Origin of the sequence: Roseivivax marinus, from assembly GCF_900109705.1 — a bacterium.
GTDB lineage: Bacteria > Pseudomonadota > Alphaproteobacteria > Rhodobacterales > Rhodobacteraceae > Roseivivax > Roseivivax marinus.
In genome coordinates this window covers 19,300-34,014 of the sequence record NZ_FOAI01000017.1, presented here as the reverse complement: position 1 = coordinate 34,014, position 14,715 = coordinate 19,300, and the positions used below count along the sequence as shown (strand labels likewise).

Sequence of the window (14,715 nt, the reverse complement as noted above, 5' to 3'; positions counted from 1 at the left end):
GAACGCGCGTTGGAAAAGAAACGTGCTGCCCGCGGAAAGCGTCGTCAAATCATCACGCACGCATGTGAAACCAAACGCTTCACGGCGTCGTTAGCCGTCAAGAACCACAAGAAGCGCGGGACATGTTTTCAGACATTTCGATCACCTGGCTATTCGTCGTCTTTGCAATCGCCGGGACCGTGGTCGTGCTCGCCTCGATCCGCGCGACCGGCCTCGCCGACGTCATTGCCGACCGCACCCGGATGGGCGAGGCGATGGCCGGCGGAATCGTTCTCGGTGCGGCCACGTCGCTGGCCGGGGTCGTCGTCTCGGTCGACGCCGCCCTGTCGGGGGATGCCTCCTACGCCTTCTCGAACGCCGTGGGCGGCATCGCGGCGCAGACGCTGTTCCTTGCCATCGCGGACATGCTGCACAAGCGCGCGAATCTCGAACATGCGGCGGCGGAACCGGCCAATCTCTTCCAGTCGGTGATGCTCATCATCCTGCTGAGCCTGCCGATCTGCGCCGTCTCGGGACCCGATATCGCCTATTTCGGCATCCATCCGGTCTCGGTCGTCCTGTTCCTCGCCTACCTCTATGGCGTGCGGCTCTCGACGACGGTCCGGGAGAACCCGATGTGGCGCCCGGTCCGCACGTCCGACACGCGCCGGGACGAACCCGAGGATGGCGATGAACCCGATCGCCCCGTGGCCGGCATCGCGATCCAGTTTGCCGTGCTCGTGGCGTTCATGGGCGCAGGCGGCTGGGTCATCAGCCAGGTCGGCGGCCAGTTCATCGAACGCTTCTCGCTGTCGTCGAGCCTCGTCGGCTCGCTCATCACCGCTGTCGTGACCTCGCTGCCCGAGTTCGTGACCACGCTCGTGGCCGTCCGCCGCGGCGCGCTCCAACTCGCCATCGGCGGCATCATCGGCGGCAACACCTTCGACACCCTCTTCCTCGTGGCCGGCGACGTCGCCTTCCGCGAGAGCTCCATCTACCATGCGATCGACCCCAACGATCTCTACTGGCTGGGCACCGGCCTGATGATGACCGCGATCCTGCTGGCCGGCCTGATCCTGCGCCAGCGCGAGGGACCGGCCCGGATCGGGATCGAGAGCGTGCTGATGATACTCGTCTACCTGACCGCTCTGACCGTCGAGGTCACCGGCTGATACCCCGCGCAAGACAAAGGAGAGCGCACAATGACTGGACTTGGATGGCTTTCGGCAATCATCGTTGGCGGCCTCGCCGGCTGGGTCGCATCGATGATCATGAAGGCGGACACCGGCCTGCTACTGAACATCGTACTCGGCATTCTCGGGGCCGTGGTCCTGAACTTCATTCTCGGCCTGCTAGGCATCTTCGCCTCGGGCACGTGGATCGCGCAGTTCATCGTCGGCCTGATCGGCGCCTGCCTGCTGATCGGCGCCTGGCGCGCGGTCAAGCGCTGAGCCTGCCCGGATCCGGTGGCCCACCCGCCGGATCCGCGCCCGCGTCCCGCCATCGGGCGGGACGCGATTGACAGACGCCCGCCGCCGGGGCACTCGGGCGACATGGCGAAGTCATCCAAGAAACACCACGTCTACACGCTGCTGGTCGAGGTCGGCCGCAAGTCCGGAGACGGTCTGCCCGAGGGCGCGACCGGCGCGGCACTTATGTGCTACGCCTCGGGCGTGGACGAGGCCGAAGCCGTGCGCGAGACCGTTGCGATCCTCAAGCAGGCTGACATGGCCCCCCTCGACGTGACCGGCTACGGCACCGAGGACGAACGCCGCAAGCAGGGACACGAGATAGACGCCGACGAGGCCGCGCTGATGGCCCGCGCGCTCGAGGAGAACGCCGTGATCGTCGCGGACGTCACGCCCTTCTTCGACGACGGCACCGGCCACGAGGGCGGCTCGGCCTGATCGGGCCGGAACCGGTCACGCAGCCCGCGCCTCGGCCAGTGTGATCGCCTCGAAGGGCCGCAGAACCTGGTAGCCGGCGCGGTGATGTTCGGGCAGTCCCGATGGGTCCATTCCCGCCAGAAGTGTCGCCGAGAGGCGGTCACTTCGCCGGCGCAGGCGGCCGATGTAGAGGCTCTCGAACCCGGCGTCCGCGACCAAAAGCGCGTCGTGTCGCGGCAGCAGCATCTGGACGTATTCGGTAAAGAGCGTCGCATCCTCGAAAACGCCGGTGAAGCCGTTCACGAGCGCCGCCGCCGGGATCAGCACCGACTCGCGACCGAACGTGTACTCGACCTCGGATCCTCCGATCACCAGCCGCTGGTGTGGTGCCACAATGACGTCGTCGCAAAGGCCGAGGTAGGGCGCGCGCAGCCGGACAGGGCGGAAGGCGCCAAGCGCGGGCACCGTGCGTCGCACCACAGCAAGCACAGGCTGCAGCCCCGAATCGCGGGTGACGACCCGGTCGCCCGGCTGGATCGACGTCAGTGAACGGTCCCCCTGCGCGGTCCGCACGAGGGCCGATCCGTGAAGCGACGGCATCGGGCCCACTGGCTCGATCGCATCCGAGACCGCGAAGAACTGGACGTCCGCATCGCGGTCGCAGAGCTGCGGACGGTGGATCATCGTGTAGATGTCCTCGAGCATCAGCGGCGGCGGTGGCGGGGTGTCGATGCTGCGCACGCCGTCATGCTCGGGCCGCTCGACCGACAGCCGCCCCCATTTCGCCGGCGCGTCCCACGAGAAGGTCAGCCGCAGCACATCGGTGCGCGCATCGCTGATCGGTGGCAGCACGGTGTGGAACTCGGCCGCGCCCTGCACCATCACCAGCACCACGCCCCCGCCAGGCACCGCCTGAAGCGAGATGTGCCCCGACCACGGATGCCGCCGGGCGTAGCGCAGCAGGCATTGCGGCCGCTCCTCGGGGCTGAGGCGCGTCTCGATCACCAGCGAGCCGCGCATCAGCAGCCGATGCCGGGCCACGGGGTCCTGCGGGAAGCGGTCCGGCGACGTCCACGCGGTTTCGCCGCCGGCCACGGCGATCCAGGTCATGCCGCGACCCGCGACAGCGCCCGGGCTTCGTGCCCGGACAGGATGCGGCGGGCGGCGGGCGGGTATCCTGCGCCGGTCAGCGGGTCGAGTTCGGGAAAGAGCGTGCAGATCTCGTGCAGCGTCTCCTCGGCGAAGATGTTGCGGACCTGCGGGCCGGGGAGAAAGCTCTCGGAGGCAAGGCCGTTGGCGAAGACGATCTCGTGCCGGTCGAAAAGCAGGTGAACGTAGGTCACCTCGCCGCCCTCGACCTGGCGCACGCGACCACCGTCCACGAGATGACGCGCCGCGATCAGAACCTCGGCCTCCCCGAAGAGAAGTTCGGCCGCGCGGTTCCGCACGAGGATGCGGTGCTGCGGCGACACCCGAAGGCGGGAATGCTGGCCGAAGGTGTGCGGCGCGATCTCGACCGGGGCGAAGGCCCCCGCCGCGGCCACGGTGCGCTGCCCGATCCAGCGCAACGGCTGATGCCCGCGGTCCTTGGTCCGCACCATCATGCCGGGCTCCAGCGCCTCGACCGGGACCGGGCCGTCGGCCGTGGCGATGCGGGTGCCCGCCACAAAGCACGGCACCGACCCCACGGTGACAAAGCCCACGTCCGTCGCGCCGGTCGAGCTTGCGGCGGTGTAGGTGAAGTTCACCGTCTCCACGTCGCCATCGCCCGTGACCTCGAGCGTCCCCGCCGGTGTCAGCGTCACGGTCTGGCCGGTGGCGAGGATCACGGTGTCGCCCACCGAAACCGCCTTGCCGTTCACATGGGTGATGGTCAGCGCGCCGCCGGTGGAATTCTCGTCGTTCGCCAACGCGTCGATCTCGACCGTGCCCTCGGGATAGAGCTGCGCGTTGTCCGTCATCGCGACGAGCGTGGTCTGCACCGAGTCCGCCGCGATCAGGATGTTGGAGTCGTAGTTCGAGTCCGAGACGTCGGCGATGCCGATCCGGATCGAGTTCAACTGCCCCGCCACCACCGGAATGGTCATCGTCATGGTGACGGTGAAGCCGTCCATCTCGGTGTTGTAGTCGCTGTCGGCGTTGTCGACGTAGAGGTTCTGGTTGGTCTCGGCGTTGAGGTTGTTGGGGTCGGTGTCGCCGTCGCCGACGTCCAGTTCGACCTGCGCGCCGTTGATCCAGACGCCGATGAAGTCCTGATAGATGCCGGTCTGGTATTCGGGATATTCCTCGGAGGCGAAGACGAACCTCATGGTCATCACGTTGCCGTCGGGCACGAAGTCCACGTCGAGATACGCCGCGTCGTAGGTGCGCGTCCCGGCGGCGGCGTCGAACCAGTCGTTGCCGGTTTCCCCCCAGGTATTGGTGGAGGTGTTTGTCTCGTCATTGGCTTGCCCGCGGGAATTCGTGATGTCCCGCGCCTCGCCGGTGGACAGGATCACCCCGCTGTCCGAGGGCGCGACCCCCGACATGGTCCCGAGCCCGTCGCTGTAGATGCCCGAGGACCGGTAATCGCCCGAGTAGCTCGCCCCGTATATCTGTGTGCCGTCACCGAAGATCGCGCGCGCCATCTCTGTCGCGGACGCGTTGATATCGATGGGAAGTTCCCGCGCTCTGACCATGCCACCTGCCTCGTCTCGAGCCCGATGGCGGAGATGCGCACACCTTCTTCGGCGAGGCTGTGCGCTGTTCGGCACACGGCATCGTTCCGACACTCTGGCCGGTTCGGGGGTGAACTGCTCTGGACCCTGCCTCGGGCGTTATATCTTTAACGTTGGGTTAACCCGAGTTTGCATGATCGCAAAACCGCCGTGGCATTTCCTGCCACCGCATTGCCGCAATTGCGTTTTTTTCGCCACATTTGCCGCCACCGGCGAAAGCCGCTACCGAGGCGGGCGCATCCCATCCCGGCCTCCGAGGTTCGCATGACCCCCACAGATCCCGTCGAGTTGACCCGCGCCCTGATCCGCTGCCCGTCCGTCACTCCGGAGGAGGGCGGGGCTTTGGAACTCCTTCAGACGATGCTGACCGAGGCGGGCTTCGAGTGTCGCCGGGCCGACCGCAACGGCGTGCCGAACCTGCTGGCGCGGTGGGGCGTGAAAGGACACGCGCGGACCTTCGGCTTCAACGGCCACACCGACGTGGTGCCGGTCGGCGACCCGGCGGACTGGACCGCCGACCCGTTCGGCGCCGAGCTGCGCGAGGGCCAGGTGTGGGGCCGGGGTGCCACCGACATGAAGTCCGCCGTGGCCGCCTTCGTGGCCGCCGCGCTCGACCGGGTGCGCTCGGCCCCGCCTGACGGCGCGATCCTGATCGCCCTGACCGGGGACGAGGAGGGCCCCTCGGTCGATGGTACGCGCGCGCTGCTCGACGCCATGGATGCCGACGACGAGCGGATGACCGTCTGCCTGGTGGGCGAGCCCACCTGCCCCGACACCTTCGGCGAGATGATGAAGATCGGCCGCCGCGGATCGGTCACCTGCCAGCTTTCGGTGCGCGGTGTGCAGGGTCACGTCGCCTACCCCCACCGCGCGACCAACCCGATGCCGGCGATGGCGCGCCTGATGGACCGGCTGGCCTCGCACCGGCTGGACGAAGGCACCGACCATTTCGAACCCTCGACGCTGGCGATCACCACTATCGACACCGGCAACACGGCGACCAACGTGATCCCGGCCGAGACACGCGGCACGGTGAACGTCCGCTTCAACGACCTCCACACCGGCCGGTCGCTGATCGACTGGGTGACCGCCGAGGCCGCCGCGGTGGATACCGAATTCGGCACCCGCACCGAGGTCATGTCCCACGTCTCGGGCGAGAGCTTTGTCACTCCACCCGGTCCGCTTTCCGAGCTCGTCGCGAATGCGGTCGAGGCTGTCGCGGGCGTCCGGCCCGTGATGTCCACCGGCGGCGGCACCTCGGACGCGCGCTTCGTCAAGGATCACTGCCCGGTGGTGGAGTTCGGCCTTGTCGGGCGCACCATGCACCAGGTCGACGAACGCGTCCCCGTGGACGACGTCCACCGGCTCAAGGCCGTTTACGCGCGCATTCTCGACGACTGGTTCGCCTGATCCGGACGCTCTGCCCGGCTGCACCGCGATGCGAGATCCGAATCGCCGCGCTTGGCGGATGACGACCCCCGCCGCGCGTGCTACCTCGCGGTTATGAGCCAGCTTCCCACCAAGGCGCAGATCCTCGACTGGATCTCCGAGAACCCCACCCAGACCGCCAAGCGAGACATCGCGAAGGCGTTCAACATCAAGGGTGCGGACCGGATCGACCTCAAACGCATCCTCAAGGAGCTCGAGTCCGAGGGCCACCTCGAGAAGCGCAAGAAGACCTACCGCGATCCCGACCGCCTGCCCCCGGTTTCGGTGCTCCAGATCAGGGCGCCCTCGGACGATGGCGACCTCTACGCGCAGCCGCTGGAATGGCACGGCGCGGGGGTGGAGCCGGTTGTCCTCATGGTCACGCGGTCCTCGGACCCTGCGCTCGGCGAAGGCGACCGGGTGCTGGCGCGGCTGACGGCGGTGCACGGTGACGGCCACAATTACGAGGCGCGCGTCATCCGGCGCATCGGCTCCAGCCCCCGCAAGGTGGTGGGCATCTTCCGCAAGGGCGCCGAGGGCGGACGGATCCTGCCCATCGACAAGGGCGCGGCGACCGAATGGCAGGTCGCCCCCGACGCCACCGGCGGCGCGCTCGAGGGCGAACTGGTCGAGGCGGAACAGGCCGGGCCCAAGGGCCGCATGGGCCTGCCGCGCGCCCGCATCACCGCCCGGCTGGGCGACCCGACCGCACCCAAGGCCGTCTCGCTCATCGCGATCCACCAGCACGGTATCCCCGACGACTTTCCCGAAGAGGTGCTGGCCGAGGCGGATCGCATGAAGCCCGCCGGCCTCAAGGGCCGCGAGGATCTGCGCGAACTGCCGCTGGTGACCATCGACCCCTCGGACGCGCGCGACCACGACGACGCGGTCTTTGCAGAACCCGACGACGATCCTAAAAACGAGGGCGGCCACGTCATCTGGGTCGCGATCGCCGACGTCTCGTACTACGTCCGCCCGGGAACCGCGCTTGACCTCGAGGCGCGGCGGCGCGGCAATTCAAGCTACTTCCCCGACCGCGTCGTGCCGATGCTGCCGGACCGCCTGTCCGGCGACCTGTGCTCGCTTCACGAGGGCGTGCCGCGCGCCTGTATCGCCGCGCGCATCCAGATCGACGCCGAAGGCAACAAGAAGGGTGCCCGGTTCGTCCGCGGCCTGATGCGTTCGCCCGCCTCGCTGACCTATCAGCAGGCGCAGGCCGCCATCGATGGAGAGCCCGACGACAAGACAGAACCGTTGCTGGAGCCGGTTCTGCGCCCGCTCTACGCCGCCTACGCCGCGCTGCGCTCGGCACGCCAGCGGCGACAGCCACTGGACCTCGACCTGCCGGAGCGCCGCATCCAGCTGACCGACGAGGGCACTGTCTCCAGCGTCAATTTCACCGAACGGCTCGACGCGCACCGCCTGATCGAGGAATTCATGATCCTCGCCAACGTCGCGGCGGCGGAAAAGCTGATCGACAAGAAGACGCCGCTTCTGTTCCGCGTCCACGAGGAGCCGCCGCAGGACAAGCTGGAATCGCTGCGCGACACCGCCGACGCCGCGGGGCTGACGCTGGCGCGGGGTCAGATCCTGGAGACCGCGCACCTCAATCGCCTGCTGCACGAGGCGGCGGGCCGCGAGGAAAGCGATCTCATCAACCTCGCGACGCTGCGGGCGATGACGCAGGCGTATTACAGCCCCAAGAACTTCGGACACTTCGGCCTCGCGCTGCAGAACTACGCGCATTTCACATCGCCGATCCGGCGCTATGCGGACCTGATCGTGCACCGCGCGCTGGTGACGGCGCATGGATGGGGCGAGGACGGCCTGTCCGACCAGGAAATCGAGAAGCTCGAAGCCACCGGTACCCACATCTCCGAGACCGAGCGCCGGTCCATGACCGCCGAGCGCGACACCACCGACCGCTATCTCGCCGCCTACCTGTCGGACCGTATCGGCGCCGAATTCACGGGCCGGATCTCGGGCGTGGCAAAGTTCGGGGTCTTCGTTAAGCTCGACGAGACCGGCGCGGATGGACTGATTCCGATCCGGAATCTCGGGAACGAGTTCTTCCACTTCGACCGCGACGCCGGGACGCTGATGGGCGCCAACTCGGGCACCGTGGTCATGCCGGGCCAACGCGCCACGGTGAAACTCGTGGAGGCGGCCCCGGTGACCGGCGGCATCGGGCTCGAGCTGCTGACGCTGGAAGAGGCCGAGATGCCCGGCCCGCGCCGCGGCGGCCAGCGCAAGGGGCGTCCCGCGGGCGGCAAGCCGAAGAAGGGCAAGCCCGGCGGATCGTCCAGCCCGCGGCGCAAGCTGGTGCGTGCCAAGAAGAAGGGCGCCAAGGCCGCGACCAAGCGAAAGCGCATCTCGCGCACGTGACGCGAGGGCAGGAAAAGTTCCCCGGTCTGACGCATCCGTGACCGGATTCGCGCGTGAATCCGCGCATCGAACCGCCCCCGCGCTTCCGTGAAGGCATCTTGTCCGCTAATCTGCCTTAAAACGAGCAGACAGCGACAGGATACACCCATGAACGCGCGACTGGCGACATCCGCCATCGCCACCCTGGTGGCGTTGAGCTTCTCTTCAGCATCGGCCGAAAGCCCCGAAAGGTCGCTCAAACCGCAGGTCCGCCCGGCGGCAGCCGTTGCGGTCAGTCGCAACGCGACCGACCTGACCGGGCTCGGGCAGCCGCGGCAGACGGACCCGATGTTCCGCGCCTGGGTCGACGATTTCCGCCCGCGCGCCCGCGCTGCGGGCATTCCGGACGCGGTGATCGACAGCGCCTTCGCCCATGCCCGCTACCTTCCTGACGTGATCGAGCGCGACCGCAACCAGGCCGAGTTCGTGATGACGATCTGGGACTATCTCGACCGCACCGTGTCCGAGAGCCGGATCGCGAACGGCCGGGACGCCCTGCGCCTTCACGGTGACACGCTCGAGCGGATCGAGGCCCATTACGGCGTCGAGAAGGAAGTCGTCGCGGCAATCTGGGGCATGGAAAGCGCCTACGGCACCCACCGCGGCGACACCCATATCGTCAGCGCGCTCGCGACCCTTGCCTATGACGGCCGCCGCGCGTCTTTCTTCGAACAGCAGCTGATCTCGGCGCTCAAGATCATCGCGTCGGGCGACGTGAACCCCGGCGACATGACCGGCAGCTGGGCCGGGGCCATGGGCCACACGCAGTTCATCCCGACCTCCTACGAGGCGCTGGCGGTGGACTTCACCGGCGACGGCAAGCGCGACATCTGGTCGGACGACCCGACCGACGCGCTGGCGTCCACGGCAGCCTATCTCGCGCATCACGGCTGGACCAAGGGCATGCCCTGGGGGGTCGAGGTGACGGTCCCCGCGGGATTCGACTACGCGCAGGCCGGCAAGGACACCAAGAAGATGCCGTCGGACTGGGCACGGCTCGGCGTCGTGGGCACCGACGGCGCGCCGGTGCGCGACTTCGGCTCGGCCTCGCTGCTTCTTCCGGCGGGCGCGCAGGGTGCGGCGTTCCTGGTGTTCAAGAATTTCCGAGCGATCGCGGCCTATAACGCGGCGGACGCCTACGTCCTCGGCGTCGGGCACCTGTCGGACCGGCTGGCGGGCAAGGGACCGCTCACGTCCGAATGGCCGCGCGGCGATCGCAGCCTCACGTTCTCGGAGAGGCAGGAGTTGCAGCGGCGTCTGACGGCCCACGGCTACGACACGCAGGGTGTCGACGGTCGTATCGGCCCGATGACCATGAGCGCGCTGAAGAGCTACCAGCGCTCCGCCGGGCTGGCGCCCGACGGCTATGCCTCTCTGTCGGTGCTGAAGCGCCTGCGCTGATGTGGTCGTGGGCCGCGCGCGGCGCGGCCCCGAACATCACAGGTGGTGGCGGAACGCCGCGACCACCTGCTCGTAGACCTCGCGTTTGAACGGCACGATCGAGTCCACGAGATCATCCACCGGCAACCACCGCCACTGCGTGAACTCCGGATGCTCGGTGGCGATGTCGATCTGCGAGTCCTCGCCGGTGAACCGCATCAGGAACCACTTCTGCTCCTGCCCGCGGAATTTCCCCTTCCAGACTTTGCCGACAAGATCATGCGGCAGATCATAGGCGATCCATTCCTGCGTCTCGGCCTCGACCCAGACGAGGTCCGGCGTCACCCCGGTCTCTTCCCGCAACTCGCGCAGCGCGGCCTCGTCCGGGGCCTCGCCCGGGTCCACGCCGCCCTGCGGCATCTGCCAGGCCGGGGCCTCGGTGTCGTTGCGCTGGCCCACGAAGACGTGGCCCGCGCCGTTCACCAGCATGACGCCCACGCAGGGACGATAGGGCAGGCTCTCGATCTCTTCGGGGGTCATCCGCGCGCTCCTTGTCTAAGGCTGTCCCGTAGGGGGTAGCGCGCGGGACCGTGGCTGGCCAGCCCAGCGAGGGACCCGGAACGCGAACGCGCCCCGGACCGAGGGTCACGGGGCGCGCGGATGGACATGTTTCGGTATCGCGAAAGGCGGGGCCGCGTCAGTTGCCGCCCTGCTCTGCCGCGTCGTCCTCGTCCTCGGCCTCGGTATCGGTCGCCTCGGTGTCCGAGCCGCCCGACCGGGCCTCCATCGCGGCCTGCTGGGCCGCCGGGCCAAGCGCGGCCAGGCCCTTCAGGATGTCAATGGCATAGGCCAGCTGGTAGTCCTCGTCGCGCAGCGCCGCGGACTGTTCGGCCCGCTCGCGGTCCTCCTCGATCTGCCGGATTTCGTCCTCGGAGAGCGAGTCGTTGTCGAGCGCGCCGCGCAGATCGGCCTCGGATCGGGTCGGCAGGCCGGAGGCCTCTTCTTCCGCCTCCTCGTCCACCGGGTCACTGCTCGGCTGCGCCACGATGATGTCGGGCGACACGCCGAGCGCCTGGATCGAACGGCCCGACGGCGTGTAGTAGCGGGCCGTGGTCAGGCGCATCGCGCCCTCGCCCCGCAGCGGCATGACAGTCTGGACCGAGCCCTTGCCGAAGCTCTTGGTGCCCACGACGATCGCCCGGCGATGGTCCTTGAGTGCACCGGCAACGATTTCGGACGCCGATGCCGAGCCGCCGTTGATGAGCACGACGATCGGCTTGCCCTCGGCAAGATCGCCTTCCTCGGCGTTGAACCGCTCTCCGTCCTGCGGGTCGCGCGACCGGGTGGACACGATCTCGCCCGCATCGAGGAAGGCATCCGCCACCTTGATCGCCTGGGTAAGCAAGCCACCCGGGTTGTTCCGGAGGTCGACGACGAAGCCGTTCACGTTCTCCATGCCGCCCGCGGCCTCGACCTGTTCCTGCAGGTTCTCCTCGAGGTTCGGGAAGGTCTGGTCGTTGAAGGTGGTGATCCGCAGCACCACGGTATCGCCCTCGGTGCGCGCACGCACGGCGGTCAGGGTGATGGTGTCGCGCACGATGGACACGTCGAACGGTTCGTCCTCGCCCTCGCGCACCACGGTGATGACGATCTCCGAGCCCACCGGCCCGCGCATCATGTCCACCGCCTCGTCGAGGTTCAGGCCGAGAACCGATTCGCCGTCCACGTGGGTGATGAAATCTCCGGCCTCGATGCCCGCTTCCGCTGCCGGGGTCTCGTCAATGGGCGAGACGACCTTCACGAAGCCGTCCTCTTGCGTGACCTCGATGCCAAGGCCCCCGAACTCGCCGCGGGTCTGCACCCGCATGTCCTGCGCATCGTCCGGCGACAGGTAGGACGAATGCGGGTCGAGCGAGGTGAGCATGCCGTTGATCGCGGCTTCCACGAGCTCCTTCTCGTCCACTTCCTCGACATACTGCGAGCGGATACGCTCGAAGATGTCGCCGAAGAGGTCGAGCTGTTCGTAGACGCTGGCCTGGTTCTCGCTTTCCTGCGCCAGCAGCGGCCCGACGAACTGGGTCGTGGCGACCGCGCCCGCGAAGGTTCCCGCGAAGGCGGCCATGAGGAATCGTTTCATCGAGGTGTCATCCCTTGTCGGTTGCGAACCATGTCAGCGGGTCGACGGTTCGTGAGCCTTCTCTGACCTCCATGTAAAGCGTTTCCGAGCGTTGAGATAAAGCCCCTTCACCCGATGGTGACAGGGCCTCGGAGCCGCCCATGAGGCCCACCGGCGCGCCTTCCGGCAGCACTTCGCCGACCTCGCCGAAGACCGTGCCGAGCCCCGCGAAGACGAACAGGAGGTCAGGCTCGGGTTCGAGAATGCTGACGAGGCCGTAGTCCAGAAGCGGCCCGCGATAGCGCAGCGTCGCCGGCACCGGCGTGATCACCAGCGCCTCGGGCCGCGTCGCCAGCACCAGCCCCGGCCGCGTTACACCGGCGGCATCGGCCTCACCGCTGCGCCGCAGCACCTGGGCCGGCACCGGCAGGGGCAGCGCGCCCTTGCGGTCGGCGATGGTCGACGCGGCGGCGCTGCCCTCGCCCGGCTCCAGCGCCGCGAGACCGCTCGCGAAACCGTCGAGCGTCTCTGTCGCCGCGATCAGGGCGGCGGTGCGGTCGGGATCGGCGGCAAAGCGCCGCGGCAGATCGGTGCGGTCGGCGATCGCCCGCGACAATTCGGCGCGCGCCTCCTGCAGCGACGACAACCCGGCCCGCAGCCGCGCCTCGGCGTCCTGTTGCAGCGCCCGCAACGTGGCCACTTCGGAAAGGTCCGCGCGCAGGCGCTCGGCCTCCTCGGCCAGCGCCGGGGTCACCGACGCCACCAGCATGCCGGATCGCGCCGCACCGAGCGGCCCGTCCGGGTGCAGAAGCCGCTGCGGCGTCTCGGCCTGGCCCAGCGCCTGCAACACGCCGAGAAGCTGCGCCACTTCGGTCTCGCGGGCGTCCAGCTCCCGGTCGAGCTGTGCCTCCCGCAGAGATGCCGCCCGCAGACCGTCGCGCATCGCCGCGAGCCCCGCTTCGTAGGCGCGCACCGCGCCGGTCAGCGCTTGCACCCTGTCCTGCGCGCCCTCCGCCTGATCCAGACGCACCTGGGCGTCGGACAGCGCCTCGGCCGCGGCGCGCGCCGCCGCACCGGCGTCAGGACCTTGCGCCGCCGCCACGCCGGCCGTCGCGACGCCCAGCCCAAGGGCCAGCACCGCTGTCCGGATCATGTGCGGATCAGGCTTTCGCCGGTCATTTCCTCGGGCTGCGGCAGTTCCATCAACTCGAGGAGCGTCGGCGCAAGGTCTGCGAGCCGCCCGTCCGACAAGATCGCCCCCTCGGGCCCGCCGAACAGGATCACCGGAACCGGGTTCAATGTGTGGGCCGTATGCGGGCCGCCGCTTTCGGGGTCGACCATCACGTCGCAATTGCCGTGGTCGGCGGTGACGATCATCGCACCGCCCGCGGCCTCCAGGGCCGCGAGCGCCTGTCCGAGGCCCGCATCCACCGCCTCGCAAGCCTTGATCGCCGCGTCGAGATCGCCGGTATGACCGACCATGTCGGGATTTGCGTAATTGACCACGATCAGGTCGTAGCCCGCCTCGATCGCATCGACGAAGGCCTCCGTGACCTCGGGCGCGCTCATCTCTGGCTGGAGGTCGTAGGTTGCGACGTCGGGGCTTTTCGGCATGTGCCGGTCCTCGCCTTCCTCGGGAACTTCCTTGCCGCCGTTGAGGAAGAACGTGACGTGCGGATACTTCTCGGTCTCGGCAAGGCGAAATTGCCGCTTGCCCTGCTGCGCCACCCAGGCGCCCAAGGTGTTGACGATCTCGCGCTTGGGATAGGCCGTGGTCATGTAGCCGTTATGCGCGTCCGAATAGGACACCATACCCAGAAGCGCCGAGAGCGGCGGCCGCTCGCGCTCGAACCCGTCGAAATCCGGCGCGCCCAGGGCGGCGAGGATCTCGCGCGCCCTGTCGGCTCTGAAATTCAGGCAGAACAGACCGTCGCCCTCGCGGATACCGTCGTAGCCGCCGACAACGGTGGCAGGCAGGAATTCGTCGGTGATGTCGGCCTCGTAGGCCGCGTCGATCGCCGCGCAGGGGGTTTCGGCCTCGTTGCCCGCCGCCGAGACGATCGCATCGTAAGCCGCTTTCACGCGCACCCAGCGATTGTCGCGGTCCATGGCGTAGTAGCGTCCGATCACCGTGCCGATGATGCTGCCCTCAGGCAGCTTGTCCTGCAGCTCGAGCATGAACGCCCCGGCCGATTTCGGCGGCACGTCACGCCCGTCGGTGATCGCATGGACCACCACCTCGAGGCCCTTGTTCCGCATCGTTTGCGCCGCCGCGACGATATGGTCGAGATGCCCGTGCACGCCGCCATCCGACACCACCCCGAAGAGGTGCGCACGACCACCGGCCTCAGACACCGTGTCGGCGAAGTCGAGAATGGCCTCGTTTTCGAAGAACGAGCCGTCCTCGATCGCCAGGTCGATCTGGCCGAGGTCCATCGCCACCACCCGTCCGGCGCCGATGTTGGTGTGACCCACCTCTGAATTGCCCATCTGGCCGCTTGGAAGACCCACATCGGGCCCGTGCGTTACCAGAGTCGCGTGGGGGCATTCGGCCATCAGCCGGTCCATGACCGGCGTCTCTGCCAGCGCGGGCGCGCTGGCCTCGCGATTCTCGGACAGGCCCCAGCCGTCGAGAATGGTCAGCACTACGGGTTTCGCCATGTCGCTCGCCTCGCCTCTGCTTTCGACCCCGCTTAACGCGTCACGGGCGCCAAGGAAAGAAACCCGGCGCCCGCTTCGTCTGGGTTCGAATATCCCGGGCTCCGGGGCAGAGCCCCGGTGACCG

General features: G+C 68.3%; 12 protein-coding genes. 6 read left to right on the top strand and 6 right to left on the bottom strand.

Going from position 1 to position 14,715, the window contains the following annotated elements:
• Positions 1 to 122 precede the first annotated feature (122 nt).
• The 3 genes from BMX29_RS16885 (at position 123) to BMX29_RS16875 (ending at position 1,886) form a co-directional block, all read left to right on the top strand.
• Positions 123 to 1,151 (top strand): sodium:calcium antiporter, encoded by a 1,029-nt coding sequence (locus BMX29_RS16885; RefSeq protein WP_092815177.1) that lies wholly within the window; start codon positions 123 to 125, stop codon positions 1,149 to 1,151.
• Between the two features lie 30 nt (positions 1,152 to 1,181).
• Positions 1,182 to 1,430: a GlsB/YeaQ/YmgE family stress response membrane protein gene (locus tag BMX29_RS16880; protein WP_043844410.1), complete on the top strand. Its 249-nt coding sequence runs from the start codon at positions 1,182 to 1,184 to the stop codon at positions 1,428 to 1,430.
• 102 nt (positions 1,431 to 1,532) lie between these two features.
• Positions 1,533 to 1,886 (top strand): hypothetical protein, encoded by a 354-nt coding sequence (locus BMX29_RS16875; RefSeq protein WP_092815174.1) that lies wholly within the window; start codon positions 1,533 to 1,535, stop codon positions 1,884 to 1,886.
• Positions 1,887 to 1,901: 15 nt separating this feature from the next.
• Here BMX29_RS16875 and BMX29_RS16870 read toward each other — a convergent pair whose 3' ends face one another.
• Positions 1,902 to 2,975 (bottom strand): Hint domain-containing protein, encoded by a 1,074-nt coding sequence (locus BMX29_RS16870; protein ID WP_092815171.1) that lies wholly within the window; start codon positions 2,973 to 2,975, stop codon positions 1,902 to 1,904.
• The gene (locus BMX29_RS16865) at positions 2,972 to 4,543 is read right to left on the bottom strand and encodes a Hint domain-containing protein (protein WP_092815168.1); all 1,572 of its coding nucleotides are present in this window, start codon (positions 4,541 to 4,543) and stop codon (positions 2,972 to 2,974) included. The genes BMX29_RS16870 and BMX29_RS16865 overlap by 4 nt, the downstream gene beginning before the upstream one ends.
• Positions 4,544 to 4,846: 303 nt before the next feature.
• Between BMX29_RS16865 and dapE the strand changes: the two genes are divergently transcribed.
• The 3 genes from dapE (at position 4,847) to BMX29_RS16850 (ending at position 9,835) form a co-directional block, all read left to right on the top strand.
• A complete protein-coding gene (dapE, locus tag BMX29_RS16860; protein WP_092815165.1) occupies positions 4,847 to 5,992 on the top strand; it encodes a succinyl-diaminopimelate desuccinylase in 1,146 nt (381 codons plus the stop codon).
• A 93-nt stretch (positions 5,993 to 6,085) separates the two neighbouring features.
• Positions 6,086 to 8,395 (top strand): ribonuclease R, encoded by a 2,310-nt coding sequence (rnr, locus tag BMX29_RS16855; RefSeq protein ID WP_092815162.1) that lies wholly within the window; start codon positions 6,086 to 6,088, stop codon positions 8,393 to 8,395.
• Between the two features lie 147 nt (positions 8,396 to 8,542).
• A complete protein-coding gene (locus BMX29_RS16850; protein ID WP_092815159.1) occupies positions 8,543 to 9,835 on the top strand; it encodes a lytic murein transglycosylase in 1,293 nt (430 codons plus the stop codon).
• Positions 9,836 to 9,871: 36 nt separating this feature from the next.
• Here the strand turns inward: BMX29_RS16850 and BMX29_RS16845 are convergent, their stop codons facing one another.
• From BMX29_RS16845 to gpmI, 4 genes are all read right to left on the bottom strand, one after another.
• Entirely contained in the window at positions 9,872 to 10,354 is a 483-nt protein-coding gene (locus BMX29_RS16845; RefSeq protein ID WP_043844399.1) for an RNA pyrophosphohydrolase, read from the bottom strand.
• Positions 10,355 to 10,511: 157 nt separating this feature from the next.
• Complete coding sequence (locus BMX29_RS16840; RefSeq protein ID WP_092815156.1) at positions 10,512 to 11,951, bottom strand: S41 family peptidase; 1,440 nt, start codon at positions 11,949 to 11,951, stop codon at positions 10,512 to 10,514.
• Positions 11,952 to 11,958: 7 nt separating this feature from the next.
• The gene (locus tag BMX29_RS16835) at positions 11,959 to 13,083 is read right to left on the bottom strand and encodes a murein hydrolase activator EnvC family protein (protein WP_092815153.1); all 1,125 of its coding nucleotides are present in this window, start codon (positions 13,081 to 13,083) and stop codon (positions 11,959 to 11,961) included.
• Complete coding sequence (gene gpmI, locus BMX29_RS16830; protein WP_092815151.1) at positions 13,080 to 14,591, bottom strand: 2,3-bisphosphoglycerate-independent phosphoglycerate mutase; 1,512 nt, start codon at positions 14,589 to 14,591, stop codon at positions 13,080 to 13,082. Before gpmI ends, BMX29_RS16835 begins: the two co-directional genes overlap by 4 nt.
• Positions 14,592 to 14,715: the final 124 nt, after the last annotated feature.